The organism is Ketogulonicigenium vulgare WSH-001 (assembly GCF_000223375.1).
Taxonomy (GTDB): domain Bacteria; phylum Pseudomonadota; class Alphaproteobacteria; order Rhodobacterales; family Rhodobacteraceae; genus Ketogulonicigenium; species Ketogulonicigenium vulgare.
The window spans coordinates 224,044-247,435 of sequence record NC_017386.1; the positions used below are offsets into that span (position 1 = coordinate 224,044).

A 23,392-nucleotide genomic window follows, 5' to 3' on the forward strand; every position below is an offset into this window, starting at 1 on the left:
CGACTGCTGCCTCGTTACTTACGCCTTTTGGCGATCATTGCTTATTTTAGCGTAAGTATTGAGGAAGCCTGCCGTTCAGGCAAGCAAAATCACGACCAATAGGCGGCGATACTGGCATTTGCGGGCAGTTTGCCATGCGGGGCGCGTAGGTTTTCGCGCAGCTGTTGCGCGATGGATTTTTCGCCGCCAAAGAAGATTTCGGCCTCTGGGTTCGTATCTAAGGCGGCCTTTGCAGCACGCGCAAAGGCTGTGGCAAGCGCGGGGCCGTTGCCGCGGATCAGCCATGTCAGCGCGACACCTGCGGGCGCGGCGATGGGCTGGATTTCGGCTTTGTACGCAACCTCGATCATCGCCTGACCGGTGGCATGGGCGGGCGCGGCTTCGAGCATACGGGCGATGGCGGGCAGGGCGGTTTCATCGCCGCCAAGGATCAGATGCGCGTTGTCAGATAGCCCGCCGCCGCCCGGCCCAGTGATGCCGATCCTTGTGCCGGCGCGCGCGGTTTTCGCCCATAGGCAGGTCGGGCCGTTGCCATGCAGATAGATATCGACGTCGATCCAGCCCGCAGCATCGTCAATCGCGCGCATCGTATAGACCGGCATATGCAGATGATCGCCGCCCGGCCAGATCGTGCGGCCATTCGCGCCAAGGCTGGGCCAGCGCGGATCTGCGGCGACTTTGGGTTGCAGCAGGCGGATATGCAGACCGCCTTGGGTCAGATAGGCGATATCTTTGGCGGCAAGGCGGATACGTTGAAAACGCGGGGTTATGCGCTGGCTGTCCATTACGGTGGCAAAGCGAAAGGTGGGCGGCAATGCGCCCGCCTGCGGCACATTTTGCAGCCAGCGCAGATCAGCGGCCAGCCCTTCGCGCACGTTATCCAGCATATAGGCCAGCATATCGCGCAGGTTCTGCGCGCTGGCGGGGGAGGGGGCCTCGATCCGGACGCGGGCGGTGCCATCCGACCATTGCAGATGCAGGCCGCCTGCATGCACATCGCTGCGGATCTGGCGGTCGGGCAGCACCTGAACGGCACAGAATTCGGACAGCGCGCCGGCAAAGCTTTGCAGCTCGCGCCAGGTGACGGGGCCAAGGCGGCCCAAAGCGGTGATCATAGGTGCGTTCATCATCATTCAGACCGGCAGGGCAAAGGCCGTGCCGCTTTGCTGGCTGACCTGCATCGGCAGGCCGTAAATAGCATGCAGCGCGTCCGGCGTCATCAGATCGGCGGTGGGCGCATCCAGCACCAGCTTGCCGCCCGCCAGGGCTATGACATGATCGCAATAGCGCGCGACCATATTCACATCGTGCAGGACGATAATAACGGACATGCCGGTCTCGCGGCTCATGCGTTGCAAAAGGCCAAGGACCTCGACCTGATGCGCGATATCGAGGGCCGAGATCGGCTCGTCCAGCAGCAGGGTCTCGGCCCCTTGCGCCAGCATCATGGCAATCCATGCGCGCTGACGCTCGCCGCCCGACATCGTGTCGATCAGCTGGCCGCGCAGATGCGTCAGGCCGCAGCGGGTGATGGCATCCGCGACCGCCGCGTGATCTTCGGGGCGGAACCGCCCCAGCGCGCCGCGCCACGGATAGCGGCCAAGGGCGACCAGTTCCTCGAGTTGCATCCCGTCGGCGGGGGGCGTGACCTGCGGCAGATAGGCCAGCTCGCGCGCAAGCTGGCGGGGCGGGATACTGGCCAGCGGGCGGTCGCGATAGGTGATCGTGCCGCCGCTGGGGGTCGTCTGTCCGGCGATCAGCTTCAGCAGCGTCGATTTGCTCGAGCCGTTCCGGCCGATCAGCGCGGTGACGCGGGCGGGCTGGATTGCGACATTCAGCCCGTCGATCAGGCGGCGGTTTGGCACATCATAAGTCAGGTTCTGAACGGAAAACAGGCGCATGATCAGGCCTTTCGCAGCAGGAGGATGAACAGCCACGGCGCGCCGATCAGCGTCGCGAACAGGCCCAGCGGCAGGTCATAGGGATAGGTGACGGTGCGCGCACCAAAGGCGGCAATGGCCATCAGCAGCGCGCCCAGCAGCCAACTACCGATCACAAACGGCAGTGGTCGCACAAGGCCAAGGCTGCGCGCCAGATGCGGCGCCATCAGCCCGACAAAGCTGACCGGCCCGACCCAGATCGTCGCGGCGCCGGTGGCAAGACCCGCCGCTGCAATAAGGCCAAGGCGCAGGGGCAACAGCGGCAGGCCGAGGGCGCGCGAGACCTCGGCCCCCAGCGGCAGGATATCCAACCAGCGCTGCGCGGCGATCAGCAGCGCCAGCAGCAGGGCAGCGAGCATCGCCAGCGCGGTGGCCCCCACCGGCGTCACGTGCGTGGCGCTGCCCGCGAGCCAGCCCAGGATCGCCCAGGCCCGCCTGTCGTCCGAGGCCATGATCGCCGCCAGCACCGCCGAGGCAAAGGCTCCGATCGCAAGGCCCGCCAGCAGCAGCCGCGCCGGGGCCATATCGGCGCGTAGCGCAAAGGCGGTCAGCGCCGCCAGCGTCAGCGCCGCGCCCAGCGTGGTGCCGATGGCCAGATGCAGGGGCGTCGGCCCCGCGATCAGGAAGACCGCTGCCGCATAGCCCAGCGATGCGCCGCCGGTGACGCCCAGCACTTCGGGGGCGGCCATCGGGTTCGCGGTCATCCGCTGCAAGATCGCGCCCGCGCCCGCCAAAAGCGCGCCTGCGCTGGCGGCGGCCAGCAGGGTTGTGGCGCGGATCGGCAGGAAGTTGGGCCATAGGGCGATGGGCGGGATGCCCCAGCCATCTTGGCTTTGACCCAGCATCAACCCGCATAGGCCAAGGATGGCGGACAGGATTGCCAGCGCGATCAGCAGTTTACGCGGATTGGCGGCGCGGGGGGCGCTCGCGCGTGCATCCTCGGCCTGCTGGGGGACGCTGGCGCGCATCCGGGGCAGCAGCCACAGCAGCAGCGGCCCGCCAATGAGGCCGGTCAGCGCGCCGGTCGGCAAGCTGGGCAGGCCGAGCGCCGCCGCATTCAGCAGCAGCGCATCCGCCAGCGCCAACAGCACCGCGCCTGCAACCGGGGCCAGCATGAGGCGTTGGCGCAGGGTGCGCGCGCCAAGGGCGCGGGCGGCAGCGGGGGCGGCAAGGCCGATGAACCCGACAAGGCCGACCTCGGCCGCGACAATGGCCGCCAGCATCACGGCCAGCAGCATCGTGCCAAAGCGCAAGGGCGTCTGCCCAAGGCCGAGGGATTTGGCCTGCGCCTCGCCCAGTGACAGCAGCATCAGCGGGCGCGCCAGCAGCAGGGCAGCGGCAAGGGCGGGCAGGAAAATCGCCAGCAGGCGGGCAGAGACCCACCAGTCGTTTTGCGTCAGCGCGCCGCCGTTCCAGATCACCAGCGTCAGCAGATAATGCCCTTGGGCCAGCGTGATAGCGGTCCCGATGGCGGCGGCGAGCATCCCGACCAGCATTCCGGCGATGGTGATGGTCACCGGCGCAAAGCCGCGCCGCGCGCCCAGCATCATGACCAGCGCGGTGGTGACGCCCGCACCCGCCAGCGCGATGGGCAGACTACCCCCCGCCAAAAGGCCGGGGGCAAAGACGCTGGCCGCGATGATCGCCAGTTGCGCACCGGCGGATGTGCCCAAGGTGGTCGGATCGGCCAGCGGGTTGCGCAGCACCGCCTGCATCAGCCCGCCCGCAAGGCCCAGCATCGCACCGATCAGCAGTGCGACCGCCATGCGGGGCATCAGGCCAAAGGCCAGCAGGATCTGGTCAATATTCATATCGCCTGCGCGCCATGGCAGCATCGGCCACTGCGGCAGGGGCAGGGCGGCGGCAAAGACAGCGGCCCACAGCGCCAGCACCAGCGCAACGGCGGCATAAAGCGGACGCAGGCTCATAGCTGCGCCTCGAGTGCGGCGGTCAGGCGATCGGCAAAGAACAGGCCCGATGGCAGCCCGCCAAAGCCGTTCATATCCGGCAGATGGCTGACACGGCCGGCTTGCACCGCGGGCAGCGCGTTCCACAGCGCGGAGGCACCAAGGCCGCGCGTCACCTGCGGCGGGATATCCCCGACGGTGATGATCCGCGCCTGTGTAAACCGCGCAAGGCTGGCGATGGGCACTGGCGCGGCAAAGGAAAACTGCGTGCCCTCGGCCCAGGCGTTCCTGAGGCCCAGACGCGTTAGGATGCCGCCGAACAGGCTGTCATCGCCGAACACCCGCACATGACGGGAATCGCCGATCTCGACCAGCAGGCAAGGCGTGCCGTGATTTGCGCTGAGGCGTTGTGCAAGGCTGTCTAGCGTTTCATTCGCCTGCGCGAGCGCCACTGTGCCGTCGATGCCGATGCGCGCCGCCAGCGATGTGACCAGCGCCAGCAGGCGGGGCAGGGGGGGATCGCCTGCGGTGAACAGCGTTTGCGCATAGACCGGCGCGATGCGCGACAGTTGCGGCTCGATAAAGGTGTAATAGTTCGAGGACAGGATCAGATCGGGATCGGCCAGCGTCACTGCCTCGAGGTTCGGCGCGCCGCGCAGGCCAAGATCGATGGTCGATGCAGGGGGCGGCGCAGGTGTGCTGGTGCGAAAGGCCAGCAATTCGGCCATCGCGACGGGGGCATGGCCGAGCATGATCGCGGTTTCCGCCATCGCCCAGTCAATCGCCGCCACCCGCAGGGGCGACCCCGCGCGCGCGGGTCGCAGATGGCATGTCGCCATGGCCGAAGCCATGGCGAGCAGGAAGGCACGTCGACGCACTCGGCATTCTACCATTTATAGGTCAGGCTCGCCTGTAGGTTGCGACCATCACCATAATAGGACGAGGAATATCCGACAGCGGAAATATAAGCCTCGTCCGTGACATTCGAGACATTGACCCGCCCGACCAGACCATTGGCCCATTCATAGCTGGCGCCCAGATCCAGCAGAGTCACCGCATCCAGCGTCGCGGTATTGCTGTCGTTGGTGTAACGCTCGCCGATGAACCGCAGGCCGCCGGACAGGGTCAGACCTTGCAGCGTGCCCGCGCCGAATGCATGCGACAGGAACAGGCTGGCGGCATGATCGGGGGTGTTGGCCAGTTCGTTGCCGACATTGTCACCCGCCAGAATCTCGGTCTGGGTATAGGTATAGGCGCCTTTGAGGGCCCAGTTTTCGGTCAGCTCGACCACGGCTTCCAGCTCTAGCCCCTGCACCTGCGCCTCGCCGATCTGGCGCACGCCCGAGACGGGGGTGCCGCCGATGTCCTCGGTCACAGTATAGTTGCGGTCGGTTTCGCGCAGGTCAAACAGCGCGGCGGTGAACAGACCGTCGAAATCAAGCGGTTCGTATTTCAGGCCCAGTTCAAACTGGCGACCATGGGTCGGCTCGAGGGGGTTGTTCTCGATATCGACGCCCGGCTGCGGCAGATAAGAGGTGGTGTAAGAGCCGTAAGCTGCCAGCCCATTGTCCCAGACATAGCCAAATCCGAGGTGGCCAGTGGTCACGCTGTCTTTGCGGGCGAAATCGGTGGTGCCATAGGTGTTGACGTTCTGGCCCGATTGATCCGTCCATTCATGGCGCAGACCCAGGCTTGCGCGCCAGTTGCCTAGGCTGACCTCGTCCAGCGCATAAAGGCCGGTTTGCGTCGCATCGACGGTTTTATCCGCCGCATAGGTCAACGCGCCGAGGCTGATGCCGCCATAGGTCGGGGCAAGGAAGTCAATCGGCGCAATGTCATAGAAATCGGTCGAGGCGACTTCTTCCAACTTTTGCGCGTCGATGCCAAAGGTCAGGCGATGCGTGGCGGCGCCGGTGTCAACCGCGCCCGACAGACGAATATCGGCGGCAATGGCGCTGAATTCTTCGTCTTGCACAATCACGCCGCGATTGGCGAGGCTGCCCGAGGATGCGCCCAGATAGACGTTTTCATAGGTCCAATCGTGGTTGGTGTGCCGGAACGTGCCGTTCAGACGCCAGCCATTGCCGAAATCATGCGTCGCGCCGAATGACAGCGTCGACATCACGCGGTCGCTGGTGTTGATGCTGTCATCGGCGAAATAAAACTCGCGCAGATCGCGCGCGTCATAATTGCCGACAAAGCCGTTGGGGATGCCGGTGGGCGACATCGGTGCATCGTTATGAACCGAGGCCATAAACTCGATCTCGGTCTGGTCGGTCAGGGCATAGCTGGCCGATAGCGCAAGATAGGTGCGCTCATTATCAATTTCGCTGACATCGGTGCGGCTATTGCTGAGGCGGGTGGTGACGCGATAGGCGAAACGGTCGTCCAACACGATATTGGCGTCGGCATAGGTGGCCCATGAGCCGTTGGTATCGCCGCTGACGCCGACCTCGCCGAAATCGCCATAGGCCTGCGCGCGGCGTTGGATCAGGTTCACAAGGCCCGCAGGCGTGCCCGCGCCATAGAGGACCGAGGCCGGTCCGCGCAGCACTTCGACCCGTTCGACGCCGTAAAGGTCGAAATTCGGTGCGCTGGTCGGGAACTGGGTCGAACGCATCAGGCGCAGACCGTCAAGAAATTTGTCGTTCTCTAGGTTAAAGCCGCGCAGGAACAGGCTGTCAAAGCGCGGATCGCCGCCATAGTTTTCCGTGATGATACCGGCGGAATAGTTCAGCGATTCCGCCAGGTTCTGCGCGCCTTGGCTTTCCAGTTGCGCGCGCGGGATGACCGAAACCGATCCCTGCACCTCGACCAGCGGCGTGCCGGTTTTGGTGCTGGCGGAGGTGCGCGCGACGGTGCCATCCAGTGGCGCGGTCGGGTTATCGGTGCCCTCGACGCTGATGACGCCAAGGAAGGTCGGGCGATCTTGCGCAAGGGCCGCGCCTGCGGCCAGCAGCGTGCCAAGGCTGACGCCAAGCAGTAGGTTTGTGTGGATTTTACGCATGATCTTACCCCGCCAAATTTCCGAGTATTTGACTTGGCTATTCAGAAAAGTCTTGAATGGGACTGTCGTGATTTGATCAGCTCTGTTGGAAAAGCAGCCGCCGCCATGCCGAAGGCGGTTGGCCATAGGCCTTGCTGAAGGCGCGCGACAGATGCGCCTGATCGGCAAAGCCTGCCGCATGGGCGACATCGGCCAGCGAGATATCGGGCGAGGTGATCATATCGCGCGCAGCCTCGAGGCGCAGACGGGCCTGCCAGCGCAGGGGCGTCTCGCCGCGGTAGCGCCGAAAGCAATGGGCGAACCAGCTTTCTGAAATGCCAGCAATATCCGCCATTTCGGCGACGGTGATATGGCGGTTCAGATGTTGGCGCAGGTGGCGTTCGACCGCGTTGAACTGATGCGCGGTCAGTCCGCCGCTGCTGGCAGGCTCTTGCGCCTTGGCGGTAAAGATCTGGCCCAAGGTCGCGGCCAACAACCCGTCCAGCATCATATCGCCATGGCGGGGGCTGCGCACCTCATCCGCCGCAAGCTGGGCGAGGGTCAGCAGCGCGCTATTGCTGTGTAACATGCGCGGCTGGGTCAGATCGGCATGGACGCCCGCATCGGCAAGACGGCGGTGCAGGTTGTTTGCGTCCAGGTGGAAATCGAGATGGGTGAAATCCTGACCCACCTCCATCCGGCTCCATAATGGCACGCCGGCGGGGATGTAAAAGCCCTGCAGGCCGCGCTGTTCTTGTCCGTTCTGGGCGGTGCGGATGGCGGTCGTGGGGGGTGTTTGATCCAGATAGATCACGATGCGCGGATCGGGCGAGACATAGAAACCGCCGCCGCCGACCTCGCCGCGCACACGCCACACATCGGCGATCCCGCCCGCAAAGCGCCGATAAGACAGCGGTGCCAGCGTGCGCAAGGCGCGGGTGCGGGCATCCATGCGGGGGGTAAAGTCTGTTCTGCGATCCATGGCGGGCCTCTTTGCCGGAAAACAGCCTTACGTTAACCTTACTATAATTGTCAAGATTTGGAAAGCGGTTTTACAAGGTGCTGGGCATCGCCTCGAGGTAGCTGGCCCAGGTGGGGCAGGGCGGGGCGTGCAAGATGGCAAGGCAGGTGTGGTGCGCATCATAAAGTTCCAGCGCGGCATCCGCGCCGTGGCGCGTGACCCAAAGGCTGGCGATATGCGCGGGATCAAGGGCAAAACGGCCGCTGGTGGTGTCGCACAGGATCATCGGGCCGAGGGTGCCGCAGCGCAGCGCATCGCCCAGCAGCGTCTGGGCCATGCCATCGACGGGCACGGTGACGGCGATCGACCGATTTTGGCGGCACAGATAGCGGATGAACGACGGCAGGATCTGCGGCTGCACCCGCCGCGCGCCCGCGCCGATCAGGGGCAGATAGGCGCATCTCGCCGCGCCGCCGTCATGCAAGATATCGTCGATCCGGTCGGCCATTGACAGTTGCGCCCATGTGGCGCGGCGCTGGCGCAGCTCGACCAGCGAAAAGACATTGTCGGGGCGCGGCCGCAGCGGCGCGGCTGTGGGCGTCGCGGCCAAATGCGGCAAGGTTTCGGCGCGGATCAGGTCGTCGCCCGCGATCTGGATACGGTGCTGAATGCGGCCATCACCCGCCGCAACCGATAGCGCGGCGGGGCCATCCGCGCCCGCAGGCGACAGCAGCACCGGCAGCGCGCGCCAACCCTGCACGCGGATCGCGGGGCGACGGGGGTTCAGGCGCAGCGGTGTTCCGGTGCGCTGCAAGGCGGCATAGCCGCCGCGCCCTTCGACCAGCGCGCCGTGGTTCGTGGTCAGTATCTGCGCCGTGTCAAAGCAGATGGCAAACAGCGCCAGCTCCTCGAGCCCCAGATCGACCGCCCGCCCGCCCGCGCGTTCCAGCGCGGCGCAGGTGGCGGGCAGGGCGGGCGGGCAATGGCAGGCGCGTAATGTCTCTGGCATTGTCAGCGCCTTAGTAGACGTCCCGCACATAGCGTTTTTCACGCTTGAGGCGGCTCACGTATTCTGTTGCCGCCTCGGGCGACAGGGCGCCGTGGGTCTCGATCACGCGGTGCAGGCTGGCATCGACGTCGCGGGCCATGCGGGTGGCATCGCCGCAGACATAGAAATGGCCCCCCTCTTGCAGCATCGCAAACAGCGCTTTGCCGTTTTCTTCCATCCGGGTCTGGACATAGACCTTTTGCGCCTGATCGCGCGAAAAGGCGAGGTCAAGGCGGGTCAGCAAGCCGCTTTCGCTCATGCGGCCGATCTCGTCCTCGTAGATGAAATCCGAGGCGCGGTGCTGGTCGCCAAAGAACAGCCAGTTCGCACCGGTTGCGCCGCGCGCTTGGCGTTCTTGCAAAAAGGCGCGGAACGGCGCGATGCCGGTGCCGGGGCCGACCATGATCATCGGGAGGCTATTGTCGGCAGGCACACGGAAATTCTTGTTCGGCGACATGAAAATCGGCGCTTGATCTGCAAGGCCCGCAAGGTAGGTCGAGCACACCCCGCCATGGGCGCGGCCCGCCCGCATCCAGCGCACGGCGGCGACGGTCAGATGCACCTCGCCGGGGTAGGCATTGGGGCTGGAACTGATGGAATAGGCGCGGTGTTGCAGCGGTTTCAGCCAGGTCAGCACCTCGGCACTGTCCAATTGGCCGGGGATCAGGTTCAGCAGATCCAGCGCGTCGCGGCCCCAGAGGAAGGCATCCAGCGCCTCTTTATCGCCATTGGCGATGATATGGCTAAGCTCGGCGTTCCCGGCGCGCTTTTCCACCTCGGCCACCAATTCGCGCGAGGGGGTGCGGATTTCCAGCCGGTGGGTCAGGCGGTCCACCAGCGCGGCATCATCCTGCACGGCAAGGCGGTTCAGCCAGCCCTGCACCAAAGGCGCGGCATTTATCGGCATGACGCCAAGCGCATCACCCGCCTCGTACTCCAACCCGCTATCTGGCAGGGCAAAGGCGAAGTGGCGGATTTCCTTGGCGGAATGCGCGCCCGACAGCAGGCGGTTCTCGATCAGGCGCGCGGGATAGGGGTTTTTGCGGGTATAGCCGGATTTTTGCGGCGCGGGTGCGGGTGCGGCTGGGGTCGCCGCGCCGCCGGTTGGGACGGTGGTGGAGAGCCAGTTGGCGGCGGCATCCTCGAAATCCACGTCGCAATCGACGCGGGTGCCCATGCGGCGCGCGCCGAGCTGTTCCAGCCGCATGTCGATCAGCTTGCCCGCTTGGCAGAAATGTTCATAGCCGGTGTCGCCAAGCGCCAAAATGCCATAGCTGAGGCGTTCCAGACGCGGCGCGCCTTCAGCCGAGAGCGCGTCCCAGAATTGATGGGCATTGTCGGGCATCTCGCCCTCGCCATAGGTCGAGATGACGATGACCACCTGATCCATCTGCGCAAGGCGCGCCATATCGACGGCATCAAGCTCGGCCACGCGGGGAGCAAAGCCGCGCGTGCGGGCCAGCGCGGCGGCGTCATTTGCGACGCCTTCGGCATTGCCGGTCTGGGTGCCATAGAGGATGTCGAGCGGTTTAAACGCAACTTCGGCGGGCGCCGTCGCGGCCGGCATCATCGCGGCGCGCGAATGCAGCCCGGCAAGGAAACCCGACAGCCATGCACGCTGATCGCCGGAAAAAGGCGCGTCGGTGGGAATATAGGGCAGATGCATGGGCTTACTCCGCAGCCGTTTGCGCAAGGGTGTCGGGCAGGCTGTTCTTGGCGAAAAGCGCGTCAAAGCTGGGAATCTCGCCCAAGGCGGCGCGGTTTTTCGCGTTTTGATGCATGACCCAGGCATAGGTACCGGGGCTGTCCATCGATAGGATGTTGCGCAAAGACAGGGCGCGTTTGAAATCCGCAAGGCGCTTGTGCGCAACAAGGCTAGCCAATTGCGCATCATCGTAATCGCCAATGGCGGCGCGCGCATGTTTCGCCAGCGCCATCATCAGGGCGAAATCCTCGGTCAGGATCAGGTTGCGCAGCGCCTTGTCGCGCAGCAGCGGGTTGCTTTCACGTTTATGCGCCAGCGCGCCCGCAGCGGTCATCACGGTATAGCTGTTCAGCAGGCGGAACATGGTTTCCGTATCGGTCTGGCCATATTCGGGCACCGCGCCGCGCAGGACGGGGCGAGACTGCCGCCATGCGCGCTTGACCTCGGCCACCTGATGGGCGGCAAGGGCGGTGGCGAGTTCCTCGACCAGATCCTTGCGGGGTTTGGTGGCAAGGATCTGGTCCGCGTCTTGATATTGCAGCAGCGCTTTGGGCATGACCCAGGCGAAATCACCGCGCACCTGCGCCCAATCGGACAGCAAGCGCTGCGCCCGCGCCGATCCCGTGGCAGCCGCGTGCCATTCCAGCAATTGGCGCACCGCATCACCGTGGATATCGCCATGGGGGGTGCCATCGTCCAGATGGCCCGTCAGCACGGAATCGCGGCTGACCGCGCCCGCGAGTTTACGCTCGGGGTCGTATTGATAGGCGAAACCGCCCGACATGCCGTTGCCAAAGCCCTTGGAAAAGCCGCCAAGATTCAGCACCGCGCCGTGCGTCATATATTCGGCGCAGAAATCGCCGACGCCTTCGACCACCGCCGTCGCACCCGAGTTGCGCACCGCGAAACGGTCGCCCGCCTGACCCTCGATAAAGCAGCGGCCGCCGGTCGCGCCGAACAGGGCAAAGTTGCCGACCAGCACGTTTTCACCATGCGCTTTGCCGCCGCCTTCGGGGGCGCGGATGATGATCTGGCCGCCGCAGGCGCTTTTGCCGACACCGTCATTGCAGGTGCCGGTGTGGTGCATCGTCATGCCGTCATTGCAAAACGCGCCAAAGCTTTGGCCCGCCGCGCCGGTGGTTTGGATGCGCAGGGCGTCGGCGTCCAGATAACGCCGTCCACGGTCATCCTTGAATGCGGGCAGATCCGCATTCTGGTGGTTCAGCATCCGCTCGATATCAATCGCCAACTGGCCACCGACGGATTTGTTGCGGTTGCCAAGGGGCAGATTCGGCCGCAAGACGATCTGACGATCACCGCGCTGGAAGGCGGCTTTCATCTGATCCAGCAGCAGGTCATCGACCGCGTAATCGCGTTCAAGATAGATCGGATCTTTGATGCGTTTTTCCGGCACGACCGTCAGCATGGCCCGCAGGTTCAGCTGCCCGACCGAGGCGGGGTGATCCAAAAGGTGCAAAAGGTCCGCCCGTCCGCGCGCCTCGGCCAGCGAGGAGAGGCCAAGGTTGGCAAGGATTTCGCGCACTTCATGTGCGATGTTCAGCAAATATTGCGCCAGCGCGCGCGGATCGCCGTCGAAGACCTCGGGGTTGGTGGTCAGGCCCGCAGGGCATTTCACGTTGCAGTTCTTGGCCATGACGCATTTCAGCATCATCAGCGCGGTGGTGCCAAATTCGAAACTGTCACCGCCCAGTAGCGCCGCCTTGACCACATCCGACCCCGTCTGCATCGCGCCCGAACAGCGCAGGCTTACCTTTTGCCGGATGGCATTGGCGCACAGGGCCTGATGCACCTCGGCAATGCCAATCTCGGCGGCGCGGCCAGTGTATTTCAGCGAGGTGACGGATGCGGCGCCGGTGCCGCCGGTGTTTCCCGCGACATTGATGACATCGGCCCCGGCCTTGGCGACGCCGACGGCGATGGTGCCGATGCCTTCGGATGACACCAGTTTCACCACCACGCGGACGCGGGCGGCTTTGGCGTCGTGGATGAGCTGGCCCAGATCCTCGATCGAATAGGTGTCGTGATGGGGCGGGGGGCTGATCAGCTCGACCCCCGGCGTGCCGCCCCGCGCGGCGGCGATCTCGACCGTGACCTTGGGCGCAGGCAATTGGCCGCCCTCGCCGGGTTTTGCGCCTTGGCCGATCTTAATCTCGATCTCTTGCAAGTTGGGATCGGCGAGGTAACCGGCCCAGACGCCAAAGCGACCGGAGGCGAATTGTTTGATCCGGCTGGCGCGGATGGTGCCATAGCGGCTGATATGCTCGCCGCCCTCGCCCGAGTTCGACATGCCGCCGACCATATTCGTGCCATGGGCCACCGCCTCATGCGCGCTGGCGACCAGCGCCCCATGCGACATCGCACCCGAGGCCAGGCGGGGCGTGATATCGGCGGCCGGTTCGACCTGATCCAGCGGGATCGCATCGGGCGCGCTACGCAGGCGCGACAGGTAATCCTGCGCCATGCCGGTGCAGGTGATATGCAGCATCCCGCCCGCGATGTGGTGGTCGGTGATATCGGCGGCAAACCGTTCCAGCAGGCTCTGCGCCAGCGCGTCCAGACGCCCGATCTGGGCGGCTTTCGGGCCGGTCAGATGCAGGGTGTAACGGCCATCGCCCAGTGCGGTGCAGGTCACGCCGCGAATGGTGAAATGGTTGTTGCCGGCGCGGTTGAACAGCATCATCTCGCGCTTGATATCGGCGGTTGTGGTCAGAAAGCTGATATCGGCGGGAAAGGCCAGCACGTCGCGCAGCGCGGCGGGGCGGCGGTGGCGTTCCTCGGCCATGGCGCGCGAAAAGGTGCGATAGCCGGGGGTGATCTGGAAATTGTTGATCGCGGCGGGGGTGATCTTGTCGAAACTGGTGTTCACATAGGCGGCGTCATCAATGCCGAATGCGTCATCCATCTGGCGCAGGGTCAAAAGGCGCAGCGGGTCAATCTCGGCATCGGGGGTCGCAAAGCTGATCGGCTCCTCGGTCAGGTCGACAAAGCCGCGCACGGCGGTCGCGCCATAGGAATGGCCCGCCCCCTCGGAGCGTTCCTTGAACAGGCCCAGCATGGGCACGTCATCCGCGCCCGCCACAGACAGCGCGCGTTCGTGCCAATCCGCGACCGATTGCGCGACCGTGGCAAAGCGCACGCCGCCGACCGCCGTTTTCATATTGGGCAGATAGCGGCGGAACACCGGATCGTTGGTGTCCAGAAAGTTCGGCTCGAAAAACTCGCCGCCCGAATAGCTTTCGACCGTGCAAAGCCCGACCTTGCCCATGGTTTTCATCAGGGCCTTTTCGGCGGCCTTGTGGAATTTCGTAAAGGCGGCTGTGGCTTTATCGGCAAACAGCTCTTCGGCGCGCATCCGCACGCCCAGCGGATAGACCGCCGCGCCGCCAAAGCCCAAGGCGCAGGCGATATGATGGGACGAGGAAATCTGCCCGCTTTCGATCACCAGGCTGACCTTCAGGCGCAGGCCTTCCTCGATCAGGCGCTGGTTGACGGCCGAGACGACCAGCGTCATCGGCATTGCCGCGTGCAGGCGGCTGACATGGCGGTCGGTCAGGATGGCGATGCCGCCCTCGTCGCGGGCAAAGCGGGCAACGTCGGCGGCCAGCGCGTCGATGGCGCCGGTCAGCGCGGCCTCATTGCCGCGCGGATCGCCAAATATGGGGGTGTAAAGCATTTCGAAAACGCCCCAGGGCGTGTCGTCCTGCGCCTTGATCTTGAGCATTTCCGACATGCGCAAAATGGGCGAGTTCACCACGATCTGGCGGCTGCGCGAGCGGCCCAGCCACGGCTTTTCCCCCAGCGCGACGCGCATCGTCATGCCGTCCACCTCGCGGATGGAATCAAGGGGCGGGTTCGTCACCTGCGCAAAGCGCTGGCTGAAATATTTCGCAACGCCGCCCTCGTTATCGGACAGGGCGTTGATCGCATTGCCATATCCCATCGCGGTCACTTTTTCCGCACCCGATTGCAGCATCGGGTCCATCAAAAAGCGGAAGCTTTCCTGATTATGCGTATAGGCGACGTAACGGGCGTGACGGTTCAGATCGCCAAGGTAAGGCGGGCGGGGCAGGTCGGGGCCCGCCTCGGGCAGATCGTCGATATTGACCTGCGCATCCGCGAGCAGCGCCGTGTAATCACGGGCCCGCGCCAGCGTCGCCAGCGCGTCCTCGGTCTCATAGATGCGCTGGCGGGCGTGATCGTAATAGATCATGCCGCCGGCCTCGACCCGGCCCCGGCGCAGCACGGTTTTGGGGTCAAAGCCGATCTGGCCCGCCTCGGACATCACCGCCAGATATTCGGCGGTCTCGATGGTGCGCAGCGGGCGCAGGCCCAGACGGTCAAGGCGCGCGCCGATAATATTGCCATCGCCAAAGACCAGCGCGGCGGGGCCGTCGTTCTTTTCCTCATACAGCGAGAAATAGGCGAACATGTCGCGCTGATCGGCGGGCATGCCCTCATCATTTTCCCATGCGGGCGGCATCATCGAGACAACGGCTGTGACCAGGTCCAGCCCCTCGTCATAGACGCGGGCGTTCAGGGTCTGATCCAGACGGCAACTGTCGGACTGTCCCTTTGGGCGCTGAATGGCGCGGTTGCGGGCAAGGGCGACGGCGGCCTCGGAGAGGCGGTTTTTCTTGTCGGTGTTCAGCTCGCCATTATGCGCCATCAGACGAAAGGGCTGCGCCATCGAGGGGTGCGGGTCGGTATTGGTGGAAAAGCGCGTGTGGAAATACAGGGTATGCACCGCGTGATCGGGATCAGACAGGTCGCTGAAATAGGGGACGATTTCCCATGAATTCAGCCGTCCTTTCAGCACCTGCATCCGCGCCGACAGCGACAGCGGGTAAAGCCCGTCAAGGCCGGGATCGGTATAGGCGACCGCCTCGATCGCCAGCAGGGCGCGGTGGATGCGCGTGTCCAGTGCCGCGCCGCGCACACCGTCCGGCGCCGCGAAAATCCATTGGCGGATCGGCAGTTGCGCGGCATGCGCGCGGGGCGGCAGGGCGGCCAGGTTCACCGGCAGATCGCGCACGGTCAGGCTGCGCAGCCCCTCGTCCCGCAGCGCGCCCTCGATCACAGCGGCGGCGCGGGCGTGGTCTGCAGGCAGGAAAAAGTTGCCGACGCCAAAGGCTCCGGGGGTCAGTTCGACACCCGTCAGACGCGAGAAGAATTGCAAGGACAGATCGACCGAAATGCCCGCGCCATCGCCCACACCCTCGGATGACATGCCGCCGCGATGGGGCACGGCGCACAAAGCCTCGTGACCCTTCAACAGGACATCATGCGTTTGCACGCTGTCTTTGCGTGTCAGAAAACCGACGCCGCAATGGCTGTGTTCAAGCTGGGGGTCGTAAAGACCAAAGGGGCTGGCAGAGCTGTTCAAGCGAGGGAGCCTCACATCATGGCGGGAACGGGCGATGCCCGATCTGCGATTGAAATCTGTGGGATACCTGGCGTCGCTTGATCTGCTGTCGCGATCTTGGCTGCTGGCCGCCTGCGCTATTACAATGAAAGCGCAGGCGTGCCAAGCGGGTTTGGCGGGGGCGACCCTATGCCTCAGCGCGGCAGCGGGATGAATTCGGCGTCATCACCGGGGGGCAGCTGAAAGCGGCCATGCGCCCAATCGCCCTGTCGCCACGCCTCTTTCGCGGCGTCGATCCGCTCTTGCGAGGACGCGACGAAGTTCCACGAAATATAGCGCGGGCCGTTCAGCGTCTCGCCGCCCAGTACCATCAGGCGCGCGCCCTGCGCGCCGGCGGTCAGGGTGATGTGATCGCCGGGGCGGAACACCATCATGCGGCCGGCCTCGAACCGCTCGCCCGCGATCAGCACCTCGCCCTCAGAGACATAGACGCCGCGATCCTCGTGGTTGTCAGGGAGTGGCAGTTTCGCGCCAGCGGCCAGCACGGCATCGGCATAGAAGGTCTCAGTAAAGGTCTTGACCGGTGCGGTCGCGCCCCAGGCCGAGCCCAGGATCAGCCGCACCTGTTTGCCGCCTTCCTCGAGGAAGGGCAGCGCATCTGCCCCGTAGTGTTCGAAACTGGCGTCCGTGTCCTCGGCCTGTTCGGGCAGGGCGACCCAGGTCTGGATGCCGAATAGCGCGCCGGGTTTGCGGCGCATTTCTTCGGATGTGCGTTCGGAATGGGTGACGCCGTTGCCGGCGATCATCCAGTTCACCTCGCCCGGATAGACCATCTGATCGGCACCGGTGCTGTCGCGGTGGTGGAATTCGCCCTTATACAGATAGGTCACGGTCGCAAGGCCAATATGGGGGTGCGGGCGCACGTCGATCCCGCCGCCCGTCAGGAATTCTACCGGGCCCATCTGGTCGAAAAAGATAAACGGGCCAACCATTTGGCGTTTGGGCGCGGGCAGGGCGCGGCGCACCTCGAACCCGCCGATGTCGCGGGCGCGCGGGATGATCAGCGTTTCAATCGCATCAAGGCTTGTCGGGCAATCGGGGTTTTGGGTTGGGTTCCAGCTCATGCTTTGGCCTTCCTATCAGGGGTCGCTGTCGCGCAAAGGTTAACGAAAGCGACCCCCGCTGGCTAGCGGCAGGCCTGTGCGGTCAGCGGCGTTAGCCTGTGCGCATCAGCACATTGAACACCGGCTCTGGGTCATCCACCTCGATCAGTTTGCGGTCTGAAATGAACCAAAACCGCGTGGCAACCGCGCGGATAAAGGCACGGTCGTGGCTGACCAGCAGGCAGGCCGCCTGTTGATCCAGCAGTTCCGCCGCAAGCGCCTCTTGCCCCTCGATATCCAGATGGTTGGTCGGCTCGTCCAGCAGGTAGAAATTCGGCTGCAAGAGGCGCAGCAGCAGCATGGCAAGGCGCGCCTTTTGGCCGCCCGACAGCGCATCAAGCGGGCCGGTTTGCAGATCAAGGTTGATCCCCGCGTTGATCAACTGCGCGCGGGCATTGTGATCGCTGATGTCGCTGCCCGCTTTCACCGCCTCCCACGGGGTGCGGTGGCTGTCCAGTTGCGACAACATCTGATCGGAATAGCCAAGGCGCAGGCTGGCCGCGCCGCGAATGGCGGCATCCTCGCCCGCCAGACCCGCGCGAATGCGGGTGACAAGGCGGGTTTTACCGGTGCCGTTGCGGCCCAGCAGCGCGATACGGTCGCCGTTTTCAATCCAGATCTGGCCGGTGCGCAGCAGCAGGCGGTCATCGGGCGTGCGGATCATTGTGTCGTTGATTGTGATCAGCGTTTTGGCGTGGGTGCCGCTATTGCTCAGCCGGATCGCCCCGGCCGAGCGGTCCTGATGCGCGGGGCGGGCGCGGGACTCCAGCGCTTCGGCCCGCGCGTTCAGCTGTTTGGTTTTCACCACCAGCAGGTCCGAGCCCGCGTTGATGCCGATATTCTTGAGCTTGGCCGCCTGCTGGCGCAGGGCGCGCACCTTGCGCATATCGTTGTCGAACTGCCGACCGCGCGCCAGATCATGGGTGTCGAGGGCCTGCAACGCCGCCGTATATGGCAGCGCGAAATCCATTGAGTCATCGGCGCGCAAAAACAGGGTACGGTTTGTGACCGCATCCAGAAAGTCGCGGTCATGGCTGGTCGTGACCAATGCGGTGCTGCGAGGCAGCGCGTTGATAAAGTTTTGCAAAATGCCGATGCGGCCAAAATCAAGGTGGTTGGTCGGCTCGTCCAGCAGCAAAAGGTCAGGCTCTATGATCGCGGCGCGCGCCAGCAGCATGGCGCGCTGCCAGCCGCCCGACAGTTCGGATATTTTGCGCAGGCGCAGCGCGGGGTCGATCTGCAGATCGTCCAGCATCACATCGACGCGCCAGCCCTCGTAATCGACCACAGCCGGATCAAGGGCCGCCGCGACCGCAGCGTGCAGCGTCATCGGCAACAGGTGCGCGGGCGGCTCTTGCGGGGCGAGCGCGATGATCAACCCGCGCGCGGTGGTGATATCGCCGCGGCTTGGGCCATCATCCCCGGCCAGCAGGTGCAATAGCGAGGTTTTGCCCCTGCCATTTGCGGCGACAAGGCCAAGGCGGTCGCCCTTGGCCAGCGACAGGTTCAGGTTGGAAAACAGCGGTGTTCCGCGCGATAGCGCGACATCTTTCAGGGTCAGCAAGGACATGGAATCTCAACATAGCAAACGATGCGCCAAAGGGCACGGTGAGGGCTGATGAGAATGCGTGATGCCTCGGTCAGCCCCGCGAAATCAAACGCGGGGCGGGGACAGGTCCACGGGTGCGATCATGGAAGCGACGCGCCACCGGCTTCCCCTTTCATCCAAAGCAATCATGGCCATTTTATCGCGCGGACGATAGCGGCGCAAGATCGCCCGCCGGTTGCCCGGCGGGCGTCGGGGTTAACCTTCGGGAAGGGCAAAGACCCATAGCGCCGATCCGACCATCGTCGCGTCGATGTTCAGGCCGACAGGCGTGTTGAACCGCGTGCCGTAATGCGAGCCGCCGCCCGCCACGGCGACATATTGGCGACCATCCACCGCGAATGAAATCGGGTGACCCGAAATGCCGGTCGAGAGGCGCGCGCTCCACAGCACTTCACCGGTGTCCTGGCTGATCGCCTTGAACCGCCGATCCGAGCCGCCGGTGAACAACAGCCCGCCTGCGGTCGAGGTGACGGGCGCATAAAGTCCCTCGGGTTGTTCATAGCTCCAGAGCGTGTTCCCGGTTGAGACATCAATCGCGTCGATGCGGCCGATATTTTCAAATCCGGGGGCAAGGTGGTAGACGAGGTCGGTGTTATAGACATCAAGCGCCGAGAAATCGTCGTCCACAGGGGTCGAATCCGCGCACATATTGTTCAGCGGCACAAAGATGACGCCGGTGCTGGGGTTAAAGGCTGTGGTCGGCCAGTCGCGACCACCCAGATAGGTCGGGCACATGGCGACAGTGCTGGTGGCGTCATGGTGCACGACATCTTCGTTCACGGTGACGATGCCCGTTTCAGGATCAACGGATTCAATCAGATTTTGCAGATTGGTGTCGCGGGCCCACAGGAATTCGCCCGTCTCGGCATCGAATTGCCACAATGTGCCGGTTTTGCAGGGCACCCCGGTCAGCACGCGCCGCTCGCCGGTTGCGGCATTGGGGTTGATGGCCAGAACGCCGTCCATATCGGCCGCCGGGTTCACATTGGTCGATACCGGCAGCATCTCGAACGTGCATTCCTGATCCCAGTTGTCGCGTGGCAGGGTCTGGTGCTGCCAGACGATCTCGCCGGTATCGGGGCGCACGGCAAAGCGGGTGTTGGTGCCGTGCAACGTGCCGCCGGGCGTGCCGCGCTGTGCCTCGGACGCGGGGCCGACTGCGCTGGAGCCGTAATAGACCAGATTGGTCACGGGATCATACGAGACCTGCCCCCATGCGCCGGTCATCCAGCGCGATTCATAATCATTGCCCCAGGTCTCGTCGCCTTCCTCGCCGGGACGGGGGATGAAATAATTGCGCCACAGCTCTTCGCCGGTATTGGCGTCATGGCCGGTCACATAACAGCCAAAGGCGGAATATTGGCAAGTCGATCCCGCCACGACGACGCCGTTCGCGATGAACGGTCCGGTCGAATTCGAGATCCGCTCATCCCCCTGACCACGGTCGATATCATAGACCACCTGTCCGCTTTCGCGGTTCAGCGCGACCAGATGATTGTCCCAGGACATGAACAGCAGGTTGTCGCCATAGAGCGCGACACCGCGCTTACGCTCGCCAATCGTGTTCAGAACAGTGGTATCGGGCAGTTGGCGGCGGTGTTCCCAGATCAGATCGCCGGTGGCGGCGTCGATCGCCTGGATCACATCGCCGGGGTTGGGCAGATACAGCACGCCATCCGCGACCAGCGGGGCGCTTTGCACCATGCCCTGCGGCTCCATCCCGCGCGCCCAGACCAGTTGCAGCGATCCGACATTCTCGGGCGTGATCTGGGTCAGGGGTGAGTGGCGGTAGTTTTCAGGGCCGTGGCCATAGGACAGCCAGTCGCTTTCAGGTGGGTTTTGCAGCAATTCGTCGGTAATCGGCGTCATTTGTGCCAAGGCTGCCTGTGCTCCCATCACACAGGCAGCGGCACTGATCATCAATCCGCGTCGCATTGTCTCTCCTCCTCACATTGCGTGGAAGGATTAGATATGCCCTAGCGTCATGCGTCAACATGTCGCACTTTGTTTCTGGCGTTTGCCTAGTTTGCCTGAACCGCAATCGGGGCGAAGTCACGCATCAGAATTGCGCCATAGGCGGCCTCGAACGCGGTATTGCGGGCCATGGCGCCGTCGGGCTGGCCGATGCGGGTGACGGCAAGGCAGGCGGGTTCCGTCTGGGCAATCACCGATTGCAGGCCATCGCCAAATGCGGCGGGCCAGGGCGCGGACAGCGCCTGTTGCGCCAGATCGCAATCCGCATAGGCCAGCGCCAAAAGCGTGACCGGCCCTTGCTCGGTCTGCAAATCGGCCAAAGCGCCGCCCAGATAGGCCGGCACATGGCCCGCGCCGACCGTCTGCCCAAAGGCGGGCGAGAACAGCAGAACCTGCGCCACATACCCCCCACCAATCGCAAACAACTGGCTAAGGGCAAGACCCGCAGCCGTGTCATAGGCCGAGGGTGTCAGCGTCGCGGCACTGAGCGCAGCGGTGGACGAGGCCTGATACACGGCAAAAGGTGTGACGCGCACAAGGCTTGCCTCGCCCATCGGGCCGACCCAGGGGTTGCCGGGGTCCATCGCGCCCAGGTTCATTTCGCCCAGCGTGCCATTGACGAATGTGTCATGCTGACCGGCGACGGGCGCAAAGCCAAGGATCGGCAGGCGCGCTTCGATATCGCCGGGCAGGTTGCGCTCGCCGCCCCAGATCACCGCCTGATCGGGCCGCGCGCCATAGCCGGTGACAAAATTCAACTCAGATGGCAGCACACCGGTTTGCGCGGCAAAAGCGTCGGGATCGGTCGCCGCCAGAACCTGCACAACCGGCAGATCCAGCCCCAACATCGCGCGACCCGCCATATCCGGGGTAAAGTCTGTGGTTTGAAAGATCATCGACAAGGCGTGGAGGTTCACGAATTGCGCGGGCGTCTCGGTTTCGAAGACGCTGGCGGGCAGGGCGGCGAGGGCACTGTTGAAATGGTCGAAAACATCAGCCTGCGCCGCAAGCGGCATCATCAAGGCCGCAGCCCCGCAAAGGGATTTCATCGGGCGCATCGGGTATCCTTTGTATTGCGGCAGCGTTTTGCGGCGCAGACTACGGCGGATATCCGTGTCATATCAATGTCATAATCTGCGCCGCGCGCCCCTGTTCGCGCCCGATCAGCAAGCTTTCGCCTAACTTTCTGCGCCGATGCGGAAATAGGTGCCTTGCAGCGATCCGTCCGGTGTGGGGCCGGCCTCGCTGCAATAGGGCTGGGCGATGATCAGCACGGCGCCGCTGCGCGCGACGCCAAAGACGCCGCCCAGCGTTTCCATCGCGGCGCTGTCGGGGCCGGACAGGATCAGATCGCCGCTATATTCGCAAAGCCAACTGCCGTTGGCCTGATCGGCCGCCACCGCCTCGACCGTGATGAAGCTGCTGTCATCGGGCGAGGGCGCGATGGTGATCGTGCCATTGGCGCTGCGCCATGTGCCGACAAGGCCGGGAACTTCGTCCAGCGTGACGCGCTGCAGCATGGACATGCGGTTTTCGGTCTGAAAGTGCAGGCGCTCAAAGGCGGCGTCCGATGTGCCGGCGGTGTCATAGCTTTCGGTGCGCTGCGCCAAAAAGGCGCGTTGATCCGCGCGCAGCAGGCTTTGCAGCGGGGCGCCCGCGCGCTCCATCAAGGCCGTATAGGCGCGGGTCATCGCCAGGTCGGCCGCCGCAATTTTGGCGTCTTTGCAGATGGCGAATTCGGTGTCGGTTTGGGCTTTGGCACAATCAAACCCGGCCTGCGCGGCGGCAAAGCTGGGCAGGACAAGCGCGGCCGTCACAGCGGCGATCACATATTTCATGGCACATTCCTTTGGTCTTGCGGCGACATTCCCCCACTTTTGCGGCAAAGACCAGATGAAGCGGTCTGCCGCAGCCCATCGCGCAGGATCAGGCGGGACGAAAATTTCAGCGCCGCCCGCGACAGGCACTGAGGCTGGCGGCAGCGGCGGCGGCGGGTGGTTGGTTTGAGCAAGCCAAGGGCGCGGGCGAGAGCGTTCATGTGGCGATAGGATGACAGCCTAGTCGCGTGCATAGACGAATTTGGGCATGTGCCAGTTAAAGCGCAGCGCCAGCAGTCGCAGCGTCAGGCCGAATGTCAGCGCGGCAAAGGTCACGATATCATGGGGCAGCGCGGTTTGCAGACCGGCCAGATAGATGATGCCGGTCAGCACCGAGACACTGGCATACAGCTCGCTGCGCAGCAGCAGGGGGATTTCGCCGCACAGAATGTCGCGGATCACGCCGCCCGCGCAGCCGGTGATCATGCCCGCCACGATGATGATGATCGGCGGCAGACCCATTTCACGCGCGATATTGCAGCCAAGGATGGTAAAGACCACCAGCCCCACCGCATCCAGCAGCAAGAACAGACGCTTGAGCCGGTGCATAAAGCGCGCAAAGGCGATGGTCGCCAGCGCGGCTGCGGCGGTCAGCAGCAGATATTCGGGATGTTCGACCCAGACCAGCGGGTAATGCCCCAGCAGCACATCGCGCACCGATCCGCCGCCCAGTGCGGTGACAGCCGCCAGCAGGCACACGCCGACCCAATCCATGCTGCGCCGCCCTGCGGCAATCGCGGCCGTCATCGATTCAACAGTGATCGCGACGATGTAAAGAATATGCAGGATGAGGACGCTCATGGCGTGGGCTCCGGGAAAAGTGGCGCGCTTTTGGCGCG

General features: G+C 64.3%; 15 protein-coding genes. All 15 read right to left on the reverse strand.

All coding sequences use genetic code 11. The features are described 5' to 3' along the window. Positions 1-89: 89 nt before the first annotated feature. Positions 90-1,130, reverse strand: coding sequence for a siderophore-interacting protein (locus KVU_RS14840; RefSeq protein WP_236953171.1), 1,041 nt, complete (start codon positions 1,128-1,130; stop codon positions 90-92). 3 nt (positions 1,131-1,133) lie between these two features. After that, on the reverse strand, positions 1,134-1,901 hold the full coding sequence (locus KVU_RS14845) for an ABC transporter ATP-binding protein (protein WP_013368579.1): 768 nt from the start codon (positions 1,899-1,901) through the stop codon (positions 1,134-1,136). 2 nt (positions 1,902-1,903) lie between these two features. Further along, complete coding sequence (gene fhuB, locus KVU_RS14850; protein ID WP_013368580.1) at positions 1,904-3,868, reverse strand: Fe(3+)-hydroxamate ABC transporter permease FhuB; 1,965 nt, start codon at positions 3,866-3,868, stop codon at positions 1,904-1,906. After that, entirely contained in the window at positions 3,865-4,686 is an 822-nt protein-coding gene (locus KVU_RS14855; protein ID WP_254660356.1) for an iron-siderophore ABC transporter substrate-binding protein, read from the reverse strand. Before KVU_RS14855 ends, fhuB begins: the two co-directional genes overlap by 4 nt. Positions 4,687-4,733: 47 nt before the next feature. Next, positions 4,734-6,854, reverse strand: a complete 2,121-nt coding sequence (locus KVU_RS14860; protein ID WP_013368582.1) for a TonB-dependent siderophore receptor — start codon at positions 6,852-6,854, stop codon at positions 4,734-4,736. A 76-nt stretch (positions 6,855-6,930) separates the two neighbouring features. Continuing rightward, entirely contained in the window at positions 6,931-7,815 is an 885-nt protein-coding gene (locus KVU_RS14865) for an AraC family transcriptional regulator (protein WP_013368583.1), read from the reverse strand. A 70-nt stretch (positions 7,816-7,885) separates the two neighbouring features. Beyond that, positions 7,886-8,803, reverse strand: coding sequence for a hypothetical protein (locus KVU_RS14870; RefSeq protein ID WP_013368584.1), 918 nt, complete (start codon positions 8,801-8,803; stop codon positions 7,886-7,888). A 10-nt stretch (positions 8,804-8,813) separates the two neighbouring features. Then, on the reverse strand, positions 8,814-10,508 hold the full coding sequence (locus KVU_RS14875) for a diflavin oxidoreductase (RefSeq protein WP_013368585.1): 1,695 nt from the start codon (positions 10,506-10,508) through the stop codon (positions 8,814-8,816). 4 nt (positions 10,509-10,512) lie between these two features. Beyond that, positions 10,513-15,951 carry a glutamate synthase-related protein gene (locus KVU_RS14880; protein WP_013368586.1) on the reverse strand — a complete coding sequence of 1,813 codons (5,439 nt, stop codon included), beginning with the start codon at positions 15,949-15,951 and terminating at the stop codon, positions 10,513-10,515. Positions 15,952-16,124: 173 nt separating this feature from the next. Continuing rightward, positions 16,125-17,054, reverse strand: a complete 930-nt coding sequence (locus KVU_RS14885; protein ID WP_013368588.1) for a pirin family protein — start codon at positions 17,052-17,054, stop codon at positions 16,125-16,127. A 91-nt stretch (positions 17,055-17,145) separates the two neighbouring features. Continuing rightward, complete coding sequence (locus KVU_RS14890) at positions 17,146-18,663, reverse strand: ATP-binding cassette domain-containing protein (RefSeq protein WP_013368589.1); 1,518 nt, start codon at positions 18,661-18,663, stop codon at positions 17,146-17,148. Between the two features lie 234 nt (positions 18,664-18,897). Then, on the reverse strand, positions 18,898-20,637 hold the full coding sequence (locus tag KVU_RS14895; RefSeq protein WP_013368591.1) for a pyrroloquinoline quinone-dependent dehydrogenase: 1,740 nt from the start codon (positions 20,635-20,637) through the stop codon (positions 18,898-18,900). Positions 20,638-20,723: 86 nt separating this feature from the next. After that, entirely contained in the window at positions 20,724-21,734 is a 1,011-nt protein-coding gene (locus KVU_RS14900) for a hypothetical protein (RefSeq protein WP_013368592.1), read from the reverse strand. Between the two features lie 120 nt (positions 21,735-21,854). Next, positions 21,855-22,514, reverse strand: a complete 660-nt coding sequence (locus KVU_RS14905) for a lysozyme inhibitor LprI family protein (RefSeq protein WP_236953172.1) — start codon at positions 22,512-22,514, stop codon at positions 21,855-21,857. Positions 22,515-22,733: 219 nt separating this feature from the next. Continuing rightward, entirely contained in the window at positions 22,734-23,354 is a 621-nt protein-coding gene (locus KVU_RS14910; RefSeq protein ID WP_013368594.1) for a trimeric intracellular cation channel family protein, read from the reverse strand. Between the last annotated feature and the right edge of the window lie 38 nt (positions 23,355-23,392).